Annotated in this window: 19 protein-coding genes; 15 read left to right on the top strand and 4 right to left on the bottom strand. The window is 70.4% G+C overall.

The features are described from left to right. Window positions 1-84 precede the first annotated feature (84 nt). The gene (locus ACT3T9_RS09185; RefSeq protein ID WP_441446234.1) at window positions 85-1026 is read left to right on the top strand and encodes a hypothetical protein; all 942 of its coding nucleotides are present in this window, start codon (window positions 85-87) and stop codon (window positions 1024-1026) included. Window positions 1027-1077: 51 nt separating this feature from the next. On the opposite strand, the gene ACT3T9_RS09180 is transcribed toward ACT3T9_RS09185, so the two are convergent. Then, window positions 1078-2391 (bottom strand): MFS transporter, encoded by a 1314-nt coding sequence (locus tag ACT3T9_RS09180; protein WP_441446235.1) that lies wholly within the window; start codon window positions 2389-2391, stop codon window positions 1078-1080. A 397-nt stretch (window positions 2392-2788) separates the two neighbouring features. On the opposite strand from ACT3T9_RS09180, the gene ACT3T9_RS09175 reads away from it, so the two are divergent. From ACT3T9_RS09175 to ACT3T9_RS09115, 13 genes are all read left to right on the top strand, one after another. Further along, window positions 2789-3898, top strand: coding sequence for an alcohol dehydrogenase family protein (locus ACT3T9_RS09175; protein WP_441446236.1), 1110 nt, complete (start codon window positions 2789-2791; stop codon window positions 3896-3898). Then, the gene (locus ACT3T9_RS09170; RefSeq protein ID WP_444606402.1) at window positions 3888-4943 is read left to right on the top strand and encodes a proline racemase family protein; all 1056 of its coding nucleotides are present in this window, start codon (window positions 3888-3890) and stop codon (window positions 4941-4943) included. The genes ACT3T9_RS09175 and ACT3T9_RS09170 overlap by 11 nt, the downstream gene beginning before the upstream one ends. An 87-nt stretch (window positions 4944-5030) precedes the next feature. After that, window positions 5031-5450 carry a Cd(II)/Pb(II)-sensing metalloregulatory transcriptional regulator CmtR gene (cmtR, locus tag ACT3T9_RS09165; RefSeq protein ID WP_345083122.1) on the top strand — a complete coding sequence of 140 codons (420 nt, stop codon included), beginning with the start codon at window positions 5031-5033 and terminating at the stop codon, window positions 5448-5450. After that, window positions 5447-7468, top strand: a complete 2022-nt coding sequence (locus ACT3T9_RS09160) for a heavy metal translocating P-type ATPase (protein WP_444606401.1) — start codon at window positions 5447-5449, stop codon at window positions 7466-7468. Before cmtR ends, ACT3T9_RS09160 begins: the two co-directional genes overlap by 4 nt. Beyond that, a complete protein-coding gene (locus tag ACT3T9_RS09155) occupies window positions 7465-8109 on the top strand; it encodes an NADPH-dependent F420 reductase (RefSeq protein WP_444606400.1) in 645 nt (214 codons plus the stop codon). Before ACT3T9_RS09160 ends, ACT3T9_RS09155 begins: the two co-directional genes overlap by 4 nt. A 233-nt stretch (window positions 8110-8342) precedes the next feature. Further along, window positions 8343-9737, top strand: coding sequence for an AGE family epimerase/isomerase (locus ACT3T9_RS09150; protein ID WP_444606399.1), 1395 nt, complete (start codon window positions 8343-8345; stop codon window positions 9735-9737). Further along, window positions 9734-10480 carry a 6-phosphogluconolactonase gene (locus tag ACT3T9_RS09145; protein WP_444606398.1) on the top strand — a complete coding sequence of 249 codons (747 nt, stop codon included), beginning with the start codon at window positions 9734-9736 and terminating at the stop codon, window positions 10478-10480. The genes ACT3T9_RS09150 and ACT3T9_RS09145 overlap by 4 nt, the downstream gene beginning before the upstream one ends. After that, on the top strand, window positions 10477-11280 hold the full coding sequence (locus ACT3T9_RS09140; RefSeq protein WP_444606397.1) for a sugar isomerase domain-containing protein: 804 nt from the start codon (window positions 10477-10479) through the stop codon (window positions 11278-11280). The genes ACT3T9_RS09145 and ACT3T9_RS09140 overlap by 4 nt, the downstream gene beginning before the upstream one ends. Continuing rightward, complete coding sequence (locus ACT3T9_RS09135; protein ID WP_444606396.1) at window positions 11277-12449, top strand: N-acetylglucosamine-6-phosphate deacetylase; 1173 nt, start codon at window positions 11277-11279, stop codon at window positions 12447-12449. Before ACT3T9_RS09140 ends, ACT3T9_RS09135 begins: the two co-directional genes overlap by 4 nt. Continuing rightward, complete coding sequence (locus tag ACT3T9_RS09130; RefSeq protein WP_444606395.1) at window positions 12446-13801, top strand: hypothetical protein; 1356 nt, start codon at window positions 12446-12448, stop codon at window positions 13799-13801. Before ACT3T9_RS09135 ends, ACT3T9_RS09130 begins: the two co-directional genes overlap by 4 nt. Window positions 13802-13873: 72 nt before the next feature. Further along, complete coding sequence (locus ACT3T9_RS09125; RefSeq protein WP_441446146.1) at window positions 13874-14191, top strand: hypothetical protein; 318 nt, start codon at window positions 13874-13876, stop codon at window positions 14189-14191. Between the two features lie 66 nt (window positions 14192-14257). Next, a complete protein-coding gene (locus ACT3T9_RS09120; protein WP_444606394.1) occupies window positions 14258-15337 on the top strand; it encodes a YeeE/YedE family protein in 1080 nt (359 codons plus the stop codon). Window positions 15338-15379: 42 nt separating this feature from the next. Further along, window positions 15380-15610: a sulfurtransferase TusA family protein gene (locus ACT3T9_RS09115; protein ID WP_345083094.1), complete on the top strand. Its 231-nt coding sequence runs from the start codon at window positions 15380-15382 to the stop codon at window positions 15608-15610. A 41-nt stretch (window positions 15611-15651) separates the two neighbouring features. Here ACT3T9_RS09115 and ACT3T9_RS09110 read toward each other — a convergent pair whose 3' ends face one another. The 3 genes from ACT3T9_RS09110 to ACT3T9_RS09100 all read right to left on the bottom strand — a co-directional run bounded on the left by ACT3T9_RS09110 (window position 15652) and on the right by ACT3T9_RS09100 (window position 19254). Beyond that, window positions 15652-16095, bottom strand: a complete 444-nt coding sequence (locus tag ACT3T9_RS09110) for a hypothetical protein (protein ID WP_444606393.1) — start codon at window positions 16093-16095, stop codon at window positions 15652-15654. A gap of 530 nt (window positions 16096-16625) precedes the next feature. Then, window positions 16626-17951: an ISL3-like element ISPfr2 family transposase gene (locus tag ACT3T9_RS09105; protein ID WP_444606392.1), complete on the bottom strand. Its 1326-nt coding sequence runs from the start codon at window positions 17949-17951 to the stop codon at window positions 16626-16628. 991 nt (window positions 17952-18942) lie between these two features. Continuing rightward, complete coding sequence (locus ACT3T9_RS09100) at window positions 18943-19254, bottom strand: putative quinol monooxygenase (protein WP_076807938.1); 312 nt, start codon at window positions 19252-19254, stop codon at window positions 18943-18945. 107 nt (window positions 19255-19361) lie between these two features. Here ACT3T9_RS09100 and ACT3T9_RS09095 point away from each other — a divergent pair, with 107 nt between their 5' ends. Further along, window positions 19362-20303 (top strand): GlxA family transcriptional regulator, encoded by a 942-nt coding sequence (locus tag ACT3T9_RS09095; protein WP_007079305.1) that lies wholly within the window; start codon window positions 19362-19364, stop codon window positions 20301-20303. Window positions 20304-20791 lie beyond the last annotated feature (488 nt).

The raw sequence follows: 20791 nt of genomic DNA, 5'->3' as shown, positions 1-20791 counted from the left end.
GGACCGTTCCTCCACACCGCCCTGCCGTCCACATCGCACGATGGACAGTGGAGCGCCGGCCGGTGCGTCGGCCACGCTCGGGGCATGACGATCGATGATGCACTGCCCACGGCCTCCGTCCGCTTCGGCGGCGACCCCGCCGGCGACTCCTCCGCCCCGCCGGCCCGACCCATGCCCTGGTTCCTCGGTGACGCACCAGCCCCGACGGAGGAGCCCACGGACGAAGTGGGCCGCCGCGAGATGGCGGCGGCGGCTGCACAGCTGCCGTTCCTCCGGGTGGTCCGTCACCTGCTCGACTTCGTCGGAGACGGGTGTCGGCTCACGAAGCAGGGGGCCCTGTTCGCGGTGGATCGCCGGCGGATCGAAGAGCTGTGCCGCGACCCCGCCGACGGCTGGTCCTGGCGCCCATACGGTGCGGACTCACGGGTCCAGGAGGCTTGGAACCTGCTCATTCGTCAGGGCTGGCTCACCCGCGAGGACGGAGAGGTGCGGCCGACGAGCAGCCCCCTGTTCAGCAGTGAGGGCACGACCCTCACGGAGGAGGGGATCCATGCCGCTCGCCGGTTGCTCGCCGCAGTGCTCGAGGATGCCTGCCCCATGGACCGGTACTTCGTGACCACGGACGGGGCCGAGAGGGATATCTGGGATGCGCTTCTGGTGGCCAGCGGGCCCGACGGCCTGGTGCTGCCCGATCACCCCCGTGATGGCGCCCTCATCCACTGCTTCGAGTCGGTGGACTTCCTGGTGGGACTGCTCCGGCACCCCTATGTGCGTGATGTGCCGATAGACCGCGCCAGTGGGCACGTCGAGGACAGCGCCATACGACAGCTCGCACAGACCGCGGAGGCCCTCTGCCGACTGGTCGGATGCGGTGTGGTCACGCACGGGGATGAGGAGGAGTCCGTCGCACGGGACGAGTACTGGTATGCGGACGACCCTCCCAGAGGGAGACCGGTGCGGGCATTCCGGACCCCCGCGCTGATGCGCGGCGCCATCGCCTTGATGAGGGAGGGGGCGCCCGGGTGAGGGAGCGACGGCCCGCCTGATCTCTCTCTCGCTGCCGCCGATCCCAGAGGGTCAGAGGGGCGCCGGCATCTCGCTGTCGATGGACGCCGCCGCCTCGGCTCGACGTACCAGCTGCCGTTGGTGCACTGCGTACGACCAGCCCGCGATCCCCAGGCCCAGCACAGCCAGCACCACGCCGGTCCACGCCGGGGCGAGCAGGCCCCAGCCGGCGGCGAGCACGGCCGCACCGAGCGCAGCTCCGAGGGAGTTGCCGATGTTCAGCGCCGAGTGGTGCAGGGCAGCGGCCAGCGACGGGGCGTCCGGGGAGGCGTCCAGCAGGAACAGCTGCAGGGAGGGGCCCATCATCTGGGAGGTGATCGCGATCGCGAGCAGCACCACCATCCCGGCGATCGCGTTCTGGGCGACCAGCCCGAACACCGCGAGGCTGAACGCCATGCCGGTCAGGCCGAAGAAGATGGTGCCGTAGATGCTGCGGTCCGCAAGGCGGCCGGCGAGCAGGTTGCCGAGCGTCATGCCGAGACCGAAGACGAACAGCGCCAGCGGCACGGCGCGCTCGCCGAGGCCCATCACGCCGGGGACGATCTCGCCGATATAGCTGTAGACGGCGAACATGCCGCCGAAGCCGATCGAGCCGATGCCGAGTGCGAACCACACCTGGGCGCGGCGGAGCGCACCGAGCTCCCCGCGGATCGAGCTGGTCGAACCGGTACCTTCAGGTTCGGGCACCAGGCGCCAGATGGCCAGTGTGGTCGCCGCGGCGATCACCACCACGATCACGTACGCCGAGCGCCAGCCCACGATCTGGCCGAGCGCGGTCGAGGCCGGCACCCCGATCATGGTCGCGATCGTCAGCCCCAGCATCACCAGGGACACCGATCGGGCGCGGCGTCCCGGAGGGGAGAGGCGGGAGGCGACCAGCGAGGCGACCCCGAAGTAGGCGCCGTGGGGGAGCCCGGCGACGAAGCGGGCGACGGCCAGCGTCGTGAAGTCCGGGGCCATGGCCGAGACCAGGTTCCCGAGCCCGATCAAGCCGATCAGCAGCACCAGCAGTCGGGCGCGCGGGATCCGCACCGCCGCGATCGTCACCAGCGGCGCACCCACCACCACTCCGAGCGCGTACAGGGTGATGAGCATTCCGGCCTGGGGGATGGACACCTCGAGGTCGCGGGCGATCTGCGGCAGCAGTCCCATGCTCGCGAACTCGGTGGTGCCGATCGCGAAGGCGCCCAGCGACATCGCCAGGATCACCAGGCGCAGCCGGCCGGGGGACAGCGGCGCGGAGGGCGTGGGGGTGGACGGGCCCGACGTCGGGGAGCCCGGCGCCGGGGAGCGGGGCGCTGGCGAAGGGATGGGATGCGAGGTCAAAACAGCTCCGGCGCGGGGATCGGGTGGGATTCGCTGCCGACGCTGGAAGCGGTGAGTACCCCTTGATCGTAGAGGCGGGCGTGCGGTCGGGGCCAGGGAAGGTGAGCGACGCAGTCGTCATGCGCGTGTCGCCTCCGTTCTGCCCCGCCCTGTCACGCGCCGCGGGCTGCTCAGCCGCGGGCTGCTCAGCCGCGGGGCTACTCTGCCGCGGGGCTACTCTCCGGTATCCCCTCCCAGCTGTCGCCTGGTCGCGTCCCAGGCGACAGCTCAGAGGGGGTACCTCCGGGTAGTCCTGGTGGAGGGCGGCCCCCTGGACCTGAATCGTTCTGCACTGCCACGCTGGCCCCGAGTGGCGCGAGCGCGGGCTCATGCGCCCCGATCGACAGGAGGGGCCCCGATGGCGGCGATCCCGACCCGCATGCAGGCGATGCGGCTGATGGGCCACGGCGGTCTGGACCAGCTGGTCCACACCCGCGAGGCCCGCACCCCCAGCCCCGCACCGGGAGAGGTGCTGATCGACGTCCACGCCTGCGGCATGAACAACACCGATATCTGGGTGCGCGAGGGTGTCTACGGCAGCGACACCGACCCGTCGCAGATCTCCAGCTGGCGGCGGGGCCGCCCCACCCTCACGTTCCCCCGCATCCAGGGCGCGGACATCGTGGGCCGCATCGCGGCCGTCGGCGGCGGGATCCCCGCCCGCCGGATCGGCCAGCGGGTGATGGTCGACTTCAGCCTCTACCACCGCCCCGAGGGCGATGACTCCCTGGCCGACATCGACTACATCGGCCACGGTCGCGACGGTGGCTACGCCGAGTACGTCGCGGTGCCGGCGGAGAACGCCCACGAGATCACCGCCGACCTCACCGACGCGGAGCTGGCGACCTTCTGCTGCGCCTATCTCACCGCCGAGCAGATGCTGGACCGGGCTCGCCTGGTCGAGGGGGAGCGGATCCTGATCACCGGTGCGTCCGGCGGCGTCGGCTCCGCGCTGCTGCAGCTGGCTCGGGTGCGTGGCGCGATCCCCTACGCGGTCACCAGCGCCGGCAAGGAGCAGGCGCTGCGCGAGATCGGCGCCGAGGAGGTGGTGCTGCGGGAAGACGCGGACCTGGTCGCGGAGGTTGCCCGGGTGGCCGACGGGCCGATCGACGTGGTCGCCGATCTGGTCGCCGGGCCCCTGTTCAACGACCTGCTGCGGCTCCTGCGCCCCGAGGGCCGGTATACGACCGCCGGCGCGATCGGCGGGCCGGTGGTGCAGCTGGACCTGCGCACGATGTACCTCAAGCACCTCGAGCTGCACGGCTCCTCGCAGGGCACCCGCGCCGCGTTCCGTCGGCTCCTCGGCTATATCGAGACCGGGCAGATCCGGCCGCTGCTGGACCGCACCTTCCGCCTCTCCGCGCTGCACGAGGCCCAGCGCGCCTTCCAGGCCAAGACCTACATCGGCAAGCTGGTGGTGGTCCCGGACCGCCACTGGGACACGGTCGGAGCGCCCCATGCGCCGTGAACGCAGCATCACCCTGATCGACACCCAGTCCGGCGGGGACGTGAGCCGCGTGGTCACCGCCGGGATCAAGGAGCTGCCCGGCGATAGCGTCCTCGAGCAGGCCCGCTACCTGCAGCGGGAAGGGGACGGGCTGCGCCGGCTGCTGCTCTCGGAGCCCTACGGAGACCCCGCGATGTCGGTGGACCTGATCGTGGCGCCGCGTCATCCAAAGGCCCAGGCGGGGTACATCATCATGGAAGCGATGGGCTACCCCCTGTACTCCGGCTCCAACACGATCTGCGTCGCGACCGCCCTGCTCGAGAGCGGGATGATCGAGATGACGGGCGGGGCGCAGGGCGGGGGTCACGGCGGGGAGCAGCAGATCACCCTGGAGTCCCCATCGGGCCTCGCCCGGATCACCGCTCGCACCGCCGACGGGCGGGTCGAACAGATCACCACCCAGGGTGAGCCCGCCTTCGTCGCCGAGCGGGGGCTCACGATCGAGGTCCCCGAGTACGGGCCGGTGGGATTCGATCTGGTGTGGAGCGGCGCCTACTACGCGATGATCTCCGCCGCCGCGCACGGCTTCGAGCTCACGGCCGACGAGCAGATCGCACTCGCCGCCTTCGGGGACGCGTTCGTGCGCGCCGCCCGGCCGGGGCTCCGCCAGGAGCATCCGTCGCTGGGGGATGTGGGCCCGCTGCCCTTCGTCCACTTCATGGGTCGGGTGCGCACCCTCGAGGATGGCAGCGTCGAGTCCCGTTCGGCGACCTACGTGCACCCGGGCGTGATCTGTCGCAGCCCGACCGGGACCGGCACCTCCGCGCGACTCGCGCTGCTGGCCGGTGACGGAGTGCTCGGGCCGGGGGACACGCTGGAGACGATCTCCCCGCGCGGCAACCGTTTCATCGGCACCGTGCTCGGGCAGACCGACGTGGGGGACTTCCCCGCCTGGAACTCAACCACCACCGGCTCGGCGCGGCTGATGGCCCGTTCGAAGCTCACCGTGGATCTGGACGACCCACTGGTGGACGCCTCCGATCTGGAGGGGCTGCTGGGGCCCTGAGGCGATGAGGCGATGCTCGCTTCGCGACCGGGCGGGACCACGTCGAAGCGGCCACGGAGAGGTCAGCGTGCGCTGTATAGTCACTGCATGCTGACCAGAGCCTCCCGTCTCGACGTGATGAACCGGCTGGGCCGCGCGATGGCCGACCCCACCCGCTCCCGGATCCTGCTGTCCCTGCTCGAGGAGCCCGGTTATCCGGCCGCCCTCGCCGCGGAGCTGGATCTGACCCGCACCAACGTCTCCAACCACCTGGCCTGCCTGCGCGACTGCGGGATCGTGGTCGCCACCCCCGAGGGCCGACGCACCCGGTACGAGATCGCCGACGCCCACCTCACCGCGACGCTGGGGGCCCTCGTCGAGACCGTGCTCGCCGTCGACGACGGTGCGCCCTGCCTCGACGAGAACTGCACCGTCCCCCCGTGCTGCGATGCGACTGCTGCGGCTTCCGATTCCCTTGAGACCGCCGAGCACCTCAGGGCCGCCGAGGCTGGCGTGGTCTCCCGATGAGCGACGACTGCTGCGGCCCGGTCGTGACGAAGGCGTCGCCCGCGCCGGTCGTCGAGGACGCCTGCTGCGGGCCCGCAGCCCCGGCCGCCCCCTCTGACGTGCTCGAGGTCGAGCGGCCCACGCCCTGGTGGCGGGACCGCTCCCTGGCTCGTCCGCTCGCCGCCGGGGTGCTGTGGGTCGCCGGCCTGCTGCTGGGCTGGGCAGGGCTGGACCTCCCCGCGCTCATCGTGCACGTCCTGGCGCTCGCCGCCGGCGCTTGGACCTTCGTGCCCGGCACCCTGCGCCGACTGGTCCAGGGCCGCGGCCGCAGCCGGCTCGGCGTCGGCCTGCTGATGACGATCGCGGCCCTCGGCGCGGTGCTGCTGGGCCATGTCGGGGAAGCCGCCGCGCTCGCCTTCCTGTTCTCCCTGGCTGAAGCTCTCGAGGACCGCTCGATGGACCGCGCGAAGCAGGGCCTGCGCTCCCTGCTCGCCCTCATCCCCGAGACCGCTCGCGTGTCCCGACCCGCCGGTCCCGAGCTCATCCCCGCCGCCGAGCTGCGCGCCGATGACCTGCTCCTGCTCGGCGCCGGCGACCGGGTCGCGACGGACGGTGTGATCATTTCCGGCCGCTCCTGGCTCGACACCTCCGCGATCACCGGCGAGTCGATCCCGGTCGAGATGGGCCCCGGAGACGCAGTGCACGCCGGCTCCCTGAACGGCTCCGGCTCCCTGACCTTGCGCGCCACCTCCGACGGCCGCGACAACTCGCTCACCCAGATCGTGCGCCTGGTCGATCAGGCCCACGCCGCCAAGGGAGAGCGGGCGCGCCTGGCCGACCGGATCGCCCGGCCCCTGGTGCCGGTCGTGCTCGTGGTCTCCGCGCTGATCGCGCTGTTCGGCGTGCTCACAGGCGACCCCGGCCTCTGGGTCGAGCGGGCGCTGGTGGTGCTGGTCGCCGCCTCGCCCTGCGCCATGGCGATCGCGGTGCCGGTCACCGTGATCTCCTCCATCGGCTCGGCGAGCAAGCTCGGCGTCGTGATCAAGTCCGGGGTCGCCGTCGAGCAGCTCGGCACCATCCGCACCGTCGCGTTGGACAAGACCGGGACGCTCACCCGCAACGAGCCGCGGGTCGTTGCGGTGGCGACCGTGGGAGGCCGCTGCGAGGAGGAGGTCCTCGTGCTCGCCGCAGCACTGGAGACCGCCAGCTCCCACCCGCTGGCCGCTGCCGTTCTCGCAGCGGCCGACGCCACGGGAGCGGCCGCCGCGGAGGCGACGGAGGTCCAGGAGGCCCCGGGACACGGCATCACCGGTCAGGTCGCCGGTCGGGAGATCCGAGTGGGCAGTCCGCGCTGGATCGTCCCCGGTGACCTCGCCGTTCGCGCCGAGGAGATGGCCTCGCACGGGATGAGCCTGATCATGGTCGAGGACGACGGCCTCGTGATCGGGGTGCTCGGGGTGCGTGACGAGCTGAGGCCCGACGCCGCCGAGATGGTCGCTGCCCTGCATGTGCAAGGTATCCGCACCGTGATGCTCACCGGTGACAACACCCTCACCGCTCGTGCCATCGCCCGGGAGGCGGGGATCGACGAGGTCCACGCCGAGCAGCTGCCTGCCGACAAGGCCGCCCATATCCGTCGGCTGTCCGCGGAGGCGCCGACGGCGATGGTCGGCGACGGCATCAATGACGCGCCGGCCCTCGCCTCGGCAACGGTGGGGATCGCCATCGGCGTCACCGGCGCGGCCGCCGCCGTGGAATCGGCCGACGTCGTCTTCACCGGCACCGAGCTGCGTCAGCTGCCTGTCGCGCTCGCGCATGCCCGCCGCGGCCGACGGATCATGACCGGGAACATCGCCCTCGCTCTCGTGATCATCGTCGTGCTCTTTCCGCTCGCCCTGTTCGGGGTGCTGGGGCTGGCCGCCGTGGTGCTGATCCACGAGGTGGCCGAGGTCGTCGTCATCGCCAACGGCATGCGCGCCGCACGGACGCGGGGGGACACTCGCGCGCACCTGCTGAGCGACCACGGAGGAACGTCATGACCATCTTCGGCATCATCGGCGCGGGCGAGGTGGGCAGCCAGCTGGCCCGGGCCGTGATCGCGCACGGCCACCAGGTCGTCATCGCCAACTCCCGCGGACCGGAGACCCTCGCCTCCCTGATCGACGAGCTCGGCCCCTCGGCGCGTGCCGCGACGGCGGCCGGAGCCGCCGAAGCGGGGGAGCTCGTCATCATCGCCGTGCCCCTGATGCTGGTGAACAACATGCCCACCGCCCAGCTCGCGGGGAAGATCGTGCTGGACACCAACAACTACGTGCCCTGGCGCGACGGGGCCTACCCCGCCGTGGACTCCGGGGAGAAGACCGAGCACGAGCTGCGCCAGGAGCAGCCGCCCACCTCGAAGGTCGCCAAGGCCTTCACCCACATCCAGGCGCCACGGCTGTTCCACCTCGCCCGACCAGCCGGAACTCCCGGCCGGCATGCACTGTCCGTCTCGAGCGACCACCCCGAGGCGGTCGATCGGGTGACAGAGCTGTATGACGAGCTCGGGTTCGACACCGTGGACAACAGCCCCTTGGATCAGGCCTGGCGCACCGCGCCAGGGCAGCCGGCCTGGAACGCACACCTCGGCCAGACCCGTGAGGAGCTGGCTGCGAACATCGCCCACGCCGAACCTCGGTGAGGAGTCCGCCGCGAGGCCTCGGCGCTCGACCCGGGGATGACCCTACGGTCACGTTTCGGTAACAATGCTTGGACGCCCTCACTTGCAATCGGTTGCATGGCAGTGTGGTTCTTCAGCGCTTCCGACAGGTGAGGACGAACGATGGCTGTGATGGAGGGGGCGATCATCGCGGGGTGCCTCGTGGTGGAGGTCCTGAACGGCCTGACGGTCGCGGAGAGCCAGGAGGCGGTGCGATGAGCGCGCTGCGCCCACCTCTCGAACTGCGCCCACACCTCGAACGCGAGGTGCTCGGCTGGTGGGACCGGGAGGGAGCCGACGACCGCCTCGGGGGCGTCCGCACCTGCTTCACCAATCGTGGGGAACCGGTCAGCCGCGAGAAATACACCTGGTCGCAGGGCCGCTGGGCCTGGACCTGCGCACTGGTGGCCGAGCAGATCGAGGCCGGCCGGCTGAGCGGCGACAGCGCGCTGTGGCGTAGGCGTTCCCTGCAGACCGCAGACTTCCTCGTAGGCCATGGCTTCCTCCCGGACGGCCGCACCAGCTTCCGCCTCAGCGAGAGCGGTGAGCAGCTGGCGGACGAGGACGGGGAGCTCGCCATCAGCGTCTTCGCGGATCTGTTCGCGGTGCTGGGCCTCGCCGGCGCGGCGCGCACGGCACCCGGCGGGATGCCCGGTGCGGTGCCAGCATCGGTGCCAACAGCGGTGCCAACAGCGGTGCCAACAGCGGTGCCAGCATCGGTGCCAACAGCGGTGTCAGCGGCGGTGTCAGCCGCCGGGCCGGCTGCGGGGCAGAACAGCGAGCGCTGGCTCAACCAGGCGCGACGCACCCTGCTCGGCGCCGAGACCTCGATCCGTGACCGGACCGCGAAGAGCGCCCCGTATCCGGTCCCCGCCGGGTTCACGGACCTCGCCGGACCGATGACCCTGCTCCACGTCGCCGCGGAGCTGTACCGGGCGGCGCCGAGCGATGAGGTGCTCGCAGTGATCACCCGTGCCCGGAACTCACTGCTCGGTGGAGAGACATCTTTCCTCAGCACCGAGATCTGGTGGGAGTTCCGCCCCGACCAGCCACGGGACCGGGACACCCTGCTTGCCCGGCACGTCACGCCCGGCCACCTGCTCGAACTGCTGTGGATGCTGGTCCGCGTCGGCGACCAGCACCCGCAGCTGGCGGTGCCGGATGCCACGCTCACCGCCCTCGCGCTGCGGGCCCTGGAGACGGGCTGGGACACGAGCGAGGGCGGCCTGCTGCGCTACGTGGATCGGGAGGCCGGCGGCGCGCCCGTCGGCCGCCTGCTCGAAACCCCCTACGAAGCGCTCGTGCAGCGCACCTGGGACACCAAGCTCTGGTGGGTCCACGCCGAAGCGATGTACGCGACCGCCCTGCTCGCCCGCCGCACCGGCTCCCCGGAGCTCGCCCGTTGGGCGCAGCGGGTGCGTGAGTACACGCTGGGCACCTTCCCGGACCCGGCAGGCCAGGAGTGGCTCCAGAACCGCCGCCGTGACGGCAGTCCGCTGGACGAGGTGGTCGCCCTGCCCGTCAAGGACCCCATGCACATCGCCCGTTCGCTCCTGCTGCTGAACGCCCTGGAGCACGACCCCGCACCGACTGAGGAGAAGACACCGTGAGCATTGCTGAGACCGCGTTGGAGATCCACGCCCACCCCACCCGCCAGGAGCTGGGCGCCGCCGCCGCCGCGGCCGCCGCCCCGATCCTGCGCGAGGCGATCGCCGAACGTGGCAGCGCCCGCCTGATGCTCGCCGCCGCCCCGAGCCAGTCCGCCACCCTGCAGGCGCTCGCCGCCACGGAAGATCTCGACTTCACGAAGATCGACTGCTTCCACATGGACGACTACATCGGCCTGACCCCGAATGCCCCGCAGGGATTCGGCAACTGGCTCGCGAACGAGCTGTTCACCCTGGTCACCCCGCGGGACTTCCACCGCATCGACGTCACCGCCGCGCCCGAGGACGCCGCCGCCGCATACCGCGAGGCGATGGGGGAGGAGCCCTTCGACGTCACGCTGTGCGGGCTCGGGGTGAACGGCCACCTCGCCTTCAACGACCCGCCCGCGGACTTCACGGACCCGCTGAGCGCCCGGGTGGTCGAGCTCGATCAGGTCTCCCGCCAGCAGCAGGTCGACGAGGGGCACTTCCCGGGCCTGGAGGCGGTGCCGGTCCACGCCATCACCGTCACCATCCCGCGGCTGCTGAACGCGCGCCGTATCGTCGCCTCTGTCCCCACGGCGGTCAAGCGCCAGGCCGTCCACGACACCGTGAACCAGCCGATCTCCGGTGCGCACCCCGGCACCGCGCTGCGCACCCATCCCGATGTGCACCTGTTCGTCGACGCGGAGGCCGATCCCCGATGACCCCGGAACCCACCAGTCCCGCCGGCCCCGCTGGCCCCGCCGATCCTGCCGCGCTCGCCGCGGAGTACTTCGAGACGATCACCGCGCTCATGGGCCGTATCCGCGCCGAGGAGCAGGCAGCGATCACCGAGGCCGCCGCGCTGCTCGCGGAGCAGATCGCCGGCGACCGCCTGGTGCACGTCTACGGTCCGGGCGGGCACTCGAACCTCGCCTCGCAGGAGGTTTTCTTCCGCGCCGGCGGCCTCATGCACGTCTCCGCGATCCTCGACGAGGGCACCCTGCTCTCCAGCGGAGCGCTGCGGTCCATGGCGATCGAGCGCACCCCCGGCTACGGCCGGATCGTCATCGAGGACCACCAGCTGGGCGAGGGCGACCTGCTGATCCTGGTCAACGCCTACGGGATCAACGCCGCGCTGATCGACGCCGCGCTCACCGCGAAGGAGCGCGGCTGCACCCTCATCGGCGTCTCCAGCCGCGAGCACGCCGACTCCACCGCCCCGGAGCATCCCGCCCGCCACCCCTCGAAGCAGAACCTCCACGACGTAGTGGATCTGCACATCGACACCAAGATCCCCGTCGGGGATGCGGTGATCGAGATCGGCGGGGTCGCCGAGCGCACCGGCGCCGTCTCCACCTTCGCGAGCGCCTTCGCCATGAACTGGATGATGATGAGCACGGTCGCTGCGCTCGCCGAGCGCGGCATCGATCCGCCGATCTGGCGCTCGGGCAATGCGCCCGGCGGCGATGAGGCGAACGGCCAGTTCATCGCCCAGTTCAAGGGAAGGGTGACGTCGCTGTGAGCACCCTCGTGCGCGGACTCGACCCGGCCACCGGTCAGCTGCTCGAGGTCACGATGGACACCGTGATCACCCGCATCGACCGCCGGCCCGCGCAGCCCGGTGAGGCGGGGGAAGCAGGGGAAGAGCTGCCCTATCTCGCCCCAGGGCTGATCGACCTGCAGGTCAACGGCTTTGCCGGGATCGATGTGAACGGGCCCGGGGTCACCGCCGAGAGGATCGTGGAGATCACCGCGGCGCTCGCCCGGCGCGGGGTCACCACGTGGGTGCCCACCGTCATCACCGGCTCGGAGGAGGCGATCTGCCGCTCCCTGCGCGCTGTCGCCGAGGCCCGCGCCACCTCGCCCCAGCTCGCCCACGCGATCCCCTTCGCGCACGTCGAAGGCCCGTTCCTCTCGGCGCAGGACGGCCCGCGCGGGGTCCACGACGCCGCCCAGATCCGCCCGATCGACGCCGAGGAAGTCGCGCGCTGGCAGCAGGCCGGGCCTGTCGGCATCGTGACCCTCTCCCCGCACACGGACGACGCTCCCGCGCAGATCGCCCGGATCGTGAGTCTCGGGATCCAGGTCGCCCTCGGCCACACGCATGCCAGCGGCCCCCAGCTCACCGCCGCGGTCGATGCCGGCGCGACACTCTCCACGCACCTGGGCAACGGGATCTTCCCGCAGCTGGCCCGCCACCCCAACCCCCTGTGGACCCAGCTCGCCGAGGACCGCCTCACCTGCGGGCTGATCGCCGACGGGCACCACCTCCCCGCCGAGACCCTTGAGGTCATGCTGCGCGCCAAGGGCGTCGGCCGCGCCTTCCTGGTCTCCGACGCGACCGAGCTCGCCGGCAGACGGCCCGGCCGCTACGAGACCGCCGTGGGCGGCACGGTCGAGCTGAGCGCCGACGGTCGCCTGTCGCACGTGGGCACCGAACTGCTGGCCGGCGCGGCCTCCGACGTCGCCGCGGGCCTGCGCTTCGTGCTGCGCGCGACCAGCCTGTCCCTGCGGGAGGCGCTCGTGCTGGTCACCCGCACCCCGGGCGCGGTGCTCGGCCGCGAGGCCACGCTGCACGTCGGCGCTCCGGCGGATCTGGTGACGCTCGAGGCCGACGGGACCATCCGGGGCGTCTGGCAGCACGGCACGGAGCTCACGCCCGCACGATCGGGAGCACGAACGAGCGCATGATCCAGCGCATGATCCAGGTGGGAGCATCTGTCCAGCCGCTGGCGATCACCTCTCCGGTGCCGATGTCGGGTTTCGCCGCTCGCACTGCACCGAGCACCGGCGAGCATGACGTGCTCGGCGCCCGCGCGCTCGCCCTGGATGAGCTGGTGCTGGTCACGGTGGACGTGTGCGCGCTCGAGGAGCGCACCTGCCGGCGGATCGCCGCCGGGGTGCTCCCCGGAGCGCCGGAGCAGGTGATCGTCACCGCGACCCACACCCACGCCGGCCCCTGCTCCACCCCGACCCGGCTCGCCCGCTGCACGCCGGAGATCGAGCAGCAGATCATCTCTGCGGCGATCATCGCCGGCCAGACGGCGCGCTCAGCCCGGCACCCCTGCCGAGTGGAGCACCGCTGCGCGCGGGGCGTGGGCGTCGCCTCGAACCGTCGGCACGCGGGCCAGGCCATGGATCCGCCGGTGCAGATGCTGCAGTTCCTCGCCTCGCAGGCGGAGGGGGTGACCGGTGACGCGGCCGACGGAGGGGCCCGGGAGCACAGCCATGTCGTGGCCAGCCTGCTCACTTATCCCTGCCATCCGGTGGTGCTCGATGGCACCAACCGCCTGCTGTCCGGTGACTACATCCATCCGCTGCGCGAGCGGATCGAGGCTGAGCACGCGGGATCGCTGGCCGTGTTCACGACCGGCTGCGCAGGAGACCTCAACACCGGACACCGCGCGGAGGCGTCCTACTCCCTGACCGGTTCCTCCACGCGGACCTTCGCCGAGGCCGAACGGGTCGGCACCCGGATCGCGGACTCGGTGCTGGCAGCGGCACCAGAGCCCATCGACGCAGGCGAGGTGCGCTTCGCCTCGGTGCCGGTGACCCTCCAGCTCGACCGGCCCACCGACGCACAGCTCACCGCAGATCGCGCCGCCTGGACACAGGAGCTGACCGAGGCGGAACCGGGCCGAGCCGCCCTGCTGAAACTCTGGCTGGACTGGGCCGCCGCCGTTCCGGAGGACACGGAATGGTCCGGCCGGGTCAGCGCATTCAGGCTCGGCGAGGTCACCGTGGTGACGCTGCCCGGGGAGCCGTTCCTCGAGGTCGCCGAGCAGATCACGGCGAGAGTCGCTGCCTGCGGTGCGGAGTTCGCGGGGCCCTGCCTGGTGCTGGGATACGCCGACGGCTGCCCCGGCTACTTCCCGAGCGCGGGGGAGTACCCGTTCGGCGGCTACGAGGTGGAGGACGCCCACCGCTACTACGGCATGCCGGGGCCGTTCGCCCAGGGGTCGGCGGAGCTGCTCGTCGAGGCGGCGGTGCAAGCGGTGGAAGCATCGGTGGCAGGAGAGGGCTTCCCGGTACTGTGCTGTTGAGCCGGTCGCAGCAGCCCGGCACCCGCACGCCCGTGAATCCGGCGAGCGGGTCTTCGATCTGAGGGGACCCCCATGGAAAAGATCACCGTCGCCGGCCACCCCGAGCCCATTCCCGCCTCCGCCGTCGCGGAGCGACTCCTGAGGCAACGTCTCGAGACCGTCCGCGAGAAGCGCGGCGATGAGGCTGCCGACGCCCTGGAGGTCCTGGTCGGAGAGCGCATCGGCACCCTCCTCGAAGGCGGGATGCCCAGCATCGACGTCGCGACCATGCGCTCGATCGTCGACTTCGTGGAGACCCCCGCCGAGGACGAGAGCACCTCGGGCCTGGGCCGCGTGGTGCAGGGTCTCAAGGACAAGGCCGCCCAGCGCGGGAAGCGGACCATGAGCTGAGTGCGTCGCGCATTCTGCGTTCATCAGGGGTTCTACTTATGGGGTCCATAAGTTAGCGTGGCCGGCATGATCCTCACCGGACTGTTCCTCGGCGCCGTGCTCGGCTACGTCCTGCAGCGTTCGCGCTTCTGCGTCACCGGCGCGTTCCGCGACCTCTACCTGACCCGCTCCGCGCGCTACTTCACCCCTTTCCTCCTCGCCATCGCGATCCAGGCCGTCGGCGTCGCCGCGCTCACCGGCGCCGGCGTGATCGCCCCCGAACCCGCATCCTTCGCCCCGCTCGCGGTGATCGGCGGTGGCCTGCTGTTCGGCGTCGGCATCATCATGGCCGGCGGCTGCGCGACCGGCACCTACTACCGCGCCGGCGAGGGCCTCATTGGATCCTGGGTGGCGCTGATCTTCTACATGCTGTTCGCGGCGGTGATGAAGTTCGGCCCGCTCGGCGGTTTCACCGAGGCCGCCCGCGCTCGCACCATGGGTGACGCGACCATCCAGGAGACCCTCGGGGTCAGCGTCTGGGTGCCCACCATCGCGTTCTCCGCCCTGGTCGCCGTGCTCGTGGTGCGCCAGGTGCGCAGGAGTGCCGCTCGCAGTGCAGGCAAGCAGAGCGTGCGCCTGCCCGCCCGTCGCAGCGGTCTCGGCCACTACCTCGCCGATATCCCCTGGAACCCGTGGGTGGGCGGTGTGCTGCTGGGCCTCATCGCGATCGCGGCCTGGGTGCTCTCCACCGCCGCCGGCCGCAACGGCGGCCTCGGCATCACGACCCCGTCGGCCAAGATCATCACCTTCCTCACCACCGGGGACGTCACCCTCGTGGACTGGTCCGTGATGCTCGTGCTCGGAATCCTCGTCGGCTCCTTCATCGCCGCGAAGCTCGCTGGCGAGTTCCGCTGGCGGGTGCCGGATGCACGAACCATCCTCAACAGCGCCGGCGGCGGTGTCGCGATGGGTGTGGGCGCCGCGCTCGCCGGCGGCTGCACCATCGGCAACTCGCTCGTGGAGACCAGCCTGTTCAGCTACCAGGGCTGGGTCTCCTTCGCCGCGATCATGCTCGGCACCTGGGCTGCCGCCTGGTTCTTCCTGGTGCGCCCGCAGAAGGCCGCCGCGAAGAACCGCCCCGCACCCGTGCTCAGCCCCGCCGCCTGACCTCACCCCGCTAGAACCTCACCCCGACAGAGAGGACCTCTCATGCCTGCCTACACCCTCCAGACCAACGGCGCCGTCTGCCCCTTCCCGCTGATCGACGCGAAGAATGCGATGGAGCAGCTGACCACGGGCGATGACCTGATCATCGGCTTCGACTGCACCCAGGCCACCGACTCCCTGCCCCAGTGGGCCGCGGACGACGGCCACGAGGTGGTCGCCTTCGATCGCGTGGGCGAGGCGGGATGGACGATCACGGTGCGCAAGGGGGCCTGACTGCCGCCTTCCGCCGCTGGTCGGCGGATCGGCAGGCGCTCTCAGCGCACCGGGCCCCGCATCGCCACGTGGACCGTCGGCTCCTCCTCCTGGCCCACCACGACCACGTAGGCGATGGGCTCGTGCGCGCCGGTCGCCACGCGATCGTCCTTCTTCTGCACGCCCTCGCCCAGTCGCGCCACCACGCCCTGCAGGTCATCGCCCTCGGCGCGGGATTCGATGCCGCCGGGGAAGTTCTCCTCCACCCAGTCCTCGACCGTCGGGGCGGGGCCGCTGAACGTGATGATGGGGTCCCACCTGTCGGCGTCCTGGAGCGGGCTTTCGACGATCTGCATGTCGAGGTCGGGAGCCGTGAAGCCGCCCTCGGTCAGGAGCATGCCGGGGTCGTCGGCGATGCTCGGCACGTCGGTGGAGCTGCAGGCCGAGGCGATCAGGCTCATGGTCGCGCAGGCCACGGCACCATGGAGGAAGTGGCGTCGGATCACGGGGCGGTCCCTCCTCGGGGCGGTGAACCGGTGCTGTGTATGCGCTGGAGCTCGGCGAGGCGGGGTGCTCTATGTCCCGGGAGCTGCGTGGAAATGAATACATCCCCCGTTTATCGGCGACGTTTCCGAATACGATGGAAAAGGTGGGGTGGGAATCGTTGAGGTCAGCGTAAGCCGCAGATCAGTGGATCCCATGTTCCGTGGCCTGACCAGGTGGCGCCCAGAAGATCGGATCACTCTCGACAACGTGCCCCTCATCGCACTTCCGGTACTCCGTGGACTCATCGTCGCTCAGGGGCCCGGGGGCCAGGTTGCTGGAGCTTCCACATGTGGGGCAATGGCCGAACAGCCAACGATCGATCTTCTTGCCGTAGCGGTCATTGTCGGCCAATGGATGCCCCTCTCGTGAGGATCAGAACTGATGGTTCATTGAGAGTGACACTACGTCGAAATCCGTGTGGAGATGGGAACTCCGGGAGATTCTTTGCCGCCCCTGTTTCGCGAGCTTCGCCATCAGCCCCGTTGGTGGCTCATCCCAATCGGGGGTGTAGAAGTTGGGGTCTGAAGCCGCCGGTCTCGAGCAGGCTTCGGGCGATGTAGTTGGTCAGGTTGCGGAACCCGAGTGCGGAGCCGCGCAGGTGTTCGAGCCGTCCGTTGAGCGCCTCGGTCGGCCCGTTGCTGGTGCCGGGTCGTTCGAAGTAGGCGAGCACGTCAGCGGCTCGCTTCTTCAGGGTCCGGCCCAGGGTGGTGAGCTCGGTGAGCACCTTGGGGACGCCGGCGCTGAGGTCGGTGATCACCTTCTCCATGAGCTCGCGGCCACGTTGCCGGTCCTCGTGGCGATAGGCGGCGATCATGCGCTGGTAGACACCCCAGGTCGCCTCGACCTCGACGTGAGCGTCATCAACGAACAGCGCGCGTAGCCTGTCGCTCTGCTTGTCGGTGAGCAGGTCCGCGCCGGTGTGCTGCGTGCGCCGCGACTTGTAGAGCGGGTCGTCCCTGAACCCACGGTGCCCGTGGATCGCGAGTTGGACCCGGCGCCGGCACCTGTCGAGGGCGTCACCGGCCAAGCGCACGACGTGGAAGGGATCCATCACCGTGACCGCGTCCGGGATCTCCTCTGCAGCGGCGGTCTTGAACCCGGTGAAGCCGTCCATCGCGACCACCTCGACCGCGTCACGGAAGGCGTCGTCGCGGTCGGCGAGCCAGGTCTTGAACGCCGCCTTCGACCGGCCCTCGACCATGTCCAGCAGCCTTGCTGGGCCGGCGCCATCGCGGACCGGGGTGAGGTCGATGATCACGGTGACGTACTTGTCGCCACGCCTGGTGTGGCGCCAGACGTGCTCATCGACGCCAATGACCTTCACGCCCTCGAACCGCGTGGGGTCGTTGATCAGCAGCCGCTTGCCTTCGGCCAGGACCGCGTTGTTGGCGGTGTCCCACGCGACCCCGAGTCCCTCGGCGACACGGGCGACGGTGAGGTGTGGGACCACGATCCCTTCCAGCGCCCACCGCAGCCCGGTGCGCGAGAGCTTCGCGCGTGGCTCCGCCGCGGCTCTGGTGTCTTGGCGCCACACGTGTCCGCAGTCGGCACAGCGGTAGCGGCGCACTACAACTTCCAGCACGGTCGGTCGCCAGCCCAGCGGCTCGTGGGCCAACCGCCGGATCACGGTGTCACGAGCAGCGCCTTCGCTGCCGCACCGTCGGCACCACTGATCTGGTTCCACCACGCGGCACGCGAGGACCGCACGATCCGGTTCAAGTCGTTGCCCGGTCACGCTCAGACCGAGGCCGTCGAGTCGAGCGAAGGCGGTCAGGTCAGGGCGGCCGAAGCCGGCCGGCGGGGTAGCGTCGGACACGTCGAGGTCTTTCGGATGGATGGCGTAGGAACCTCCGTCGTCGGGAGACCTCGACGTCTATCTGCGGACCGACGCGCCCGGCCGACCTACACCGTCATCTGGGAAGACCCCTGAAACGTCTTCGACGACGACGGGACCGGCTAGGAGGAGGGCGAGGTGAGCTAAAAGAATGGAGCTCGCTCGGCTTCGACGCCGCCGCAAGCTCCGGTGAAACGGTCGGTACTGGTCGGTCGTCGTCGGTCACCACCGGATGGCGGCGCCCCCACTCTCGGCGTTTGCGCAGGTCAGCGGCTCGTTCGCCCAGTGGGCGCATCAAGCGATAGACGCAAAGCCGACGTGATTAGGTCGTCGGTTCAATTCCGACAGGCGGCTCTGGCGAAGAGCCCCTGACCTGCGGAAACGCAGGGCAGGGGCGGTTCGGTTCTGGTGGTCGCGCGATGCGCTGGCCTCACGGCTCTGCCCGACACCGACGTCGCTCTCCTCTGCGACGGACCCCTCGCCGGCTGAGCGCTCGCGGCCGGCATCCTGTCCGTGTGCCGATAGGCCTCGCTCCGCTCGGCAACGCGGCGTGGCGTTGTGTCGCGACCTGGACGTGCGAGGTGTCAACGGTGCGTCGGCGCAGCGATCGTTGTGTGCGCAGCGAGATGTTCCATGCCGCACGGGCGACGCGCACGAACGCAACGCCCCGGAACGCCAACGACCCGTCATCGCTGCGACGCGCAACGCGTCTCCCGTCACGGCAACGGATCGCAACCAAGACCCGCCCACGGCGCCTAGCAGGACGGAGGGCAAGTTGACACAGTTGCGCTGCCATGGAACCGCGCTGGCTCTCTCGATGACCACCGGTGAACCAGTGCCGCTCCAGGCTTGCGCCTGGTGTTGCCTGGCCCCCCTCGTGATCGGCCCGTCGGGGATCGTCAACGTGGTGCGGGTGTCGAGGCGGTCGGGTCCGACGGCTCGGCGGGGCGCGATCGTCTCGTGCGTTGGCGGACTACGGGAGCTTGGACGCGAGGACGTCGGCCGCCAGGATCTCGGGTGCTGCGCCGAGGAGGTGCTGGTTGGCCATCAGGGCTGCGACGATGGCGCCGTTGGCGTGGGCGTCGCGAGCGGCCTCGTCGGGGAATGCATCGAAGATCCAAAAGGTGTCGGCGTGGGTTCTAGCCGCGAACCAGACAATCGTTCCCACTTCTTCGTTGGCGAGTGCGACAGCGCCGGCGAGCAGATCGGCGACCGCGTCGTGCTGTCCATCGGCCGCGACGATCTTGGCGACGAAGGCATACGGAAGTGATGCGGGTGTGGACATGAGGGGTTCTCCTTGAAGTCGGGGTTCTTCGTGGGGCGAGTTCAGCGTATGACGAGCGAGGGCCGATGAGGAGTGGCGTATACGACAGTATTGCTATTGTTCGCGCCATGCGTATCGGACTGATCGCGATCGACGGCTGCTTCGGTTCGGCTGTCGCGTCGGTCATCGACATCGTGCGGGTGGCCGACGGAGCCCGCGGCGATATCGACCCGCGGATCGACCCGATCGAACTCGCCATCCTCGGACCGAAACGGCGAGTGACCACGACGGCATCGATGACCCTGTCGGTTGACCACCCGCTGTCGGAGTCCGGAGAGTTCGACGTGGTCGTCGTCCCTGCGCTTGGAACCCTCACGGCCGCCGCTACCAACGACGCCCTCCAGAGCCGAGATGCTCGTTCGGTCATCGCCTCGCTCGGGCGCCTCGACGACGCGACCACCCGGATCGCCGCGGCGTGCACCGGCGTGTTCGCCGTCGCCGAGACCGGACGGATGCATCATCGGCGGGCGACGACCAGCTGGTTCCTGGGGCCGGAGTTCCTGAAGCGCTATCCGACCGTCGCCCTCGATCTCGACACCATGGTCGTCGTGGACGGGAACCTCGTCACCGCCGGCGCCGCGTTCGCCCACATCGACCTCGCGCTCTCACTCGTGCGATCGATCAGCCCCGACCTGGCCCAACATGTCGCCAAGCTCCTCATCATCGACGAGCGTCCGTCGCAGGCGGCCTTCGTCGCCTACGAACATCTCCGGCACGAGGACCCGATCGTTGTCGAGTTCGAACGCTTCGTGCGCGCCCGCCTGGACGAACCGTTCAACGTCGCCTTCGTCGCGCAGTCGCTCGGCACCAGCCGGCGCACCCTCGAACGACGAGTCCGTGCGGCGCTCAACCTCACTCCGCTCGGCTTCGTCCAACGGCTTCGCATCGAACGAGCTCGGCACCTCTCAGCAACCACGGACCTCACCTCCGCCGAGATCGCGCTACGGGTCGGCTACGCGAACGCCGAGACTCTGCGCTCCCTCCTGCGCAGGGAGCGACGCCGTTCCTGACCTATCGCCATGCCTGTAGCCGGTGTCCTAGCGCCCGGTTGGAACCACCTCTCAGCACGTCGCGTCGACGCTCCTGCGTCGCCCCTGGACGACCCACTCGACACGCCAGCAGCACAGGCCATGTGACGTGCCCCGGCTTCCCGGCCGGTCGGGGTTGGGTGGCTGTGATGTCGCTGCGTTCTCGTCGAGGGGGTCAGCAGACCCGATCAGGGTCGATTGGGATGAGACGCGAAGGCGGTCAGGTCAGGGCGGCCGAAGCCGGCCGGCGGGGTAGCGTCGGACACGTCGAGGTCTTTCGGATGGATGGCGTAGGAACCTCCATCGTCGGGAGACCTCGACGTCTATCTGCGGACCGACGCGCCCGGCCGACCTACACCCTCATCTGGGAAGAGCCCCGTTGGTGCCAGCTGCGCAACGGTGCAGACCGTTTCGTACTGCTTCTGCCGAATGCCCGGGATTCTGATCGCATAGCGCTGAGTGGAGGTTGA

The organism is Brachybacterium sp. AOP29-B2-41 (assembly GCF_052378395.1).
In the GTDB taxonomy this organism is placed as follows: domain Bacteria; phylum Actinomycetota; class Actinomycetes; order Actinomycetales; family Dermabacteraceae; genus Brachybacterium.
Note: the sequence above shows the minus strand (reverse complement) of the source record. Positions and strands in the feature narration are given on the sequence as shown.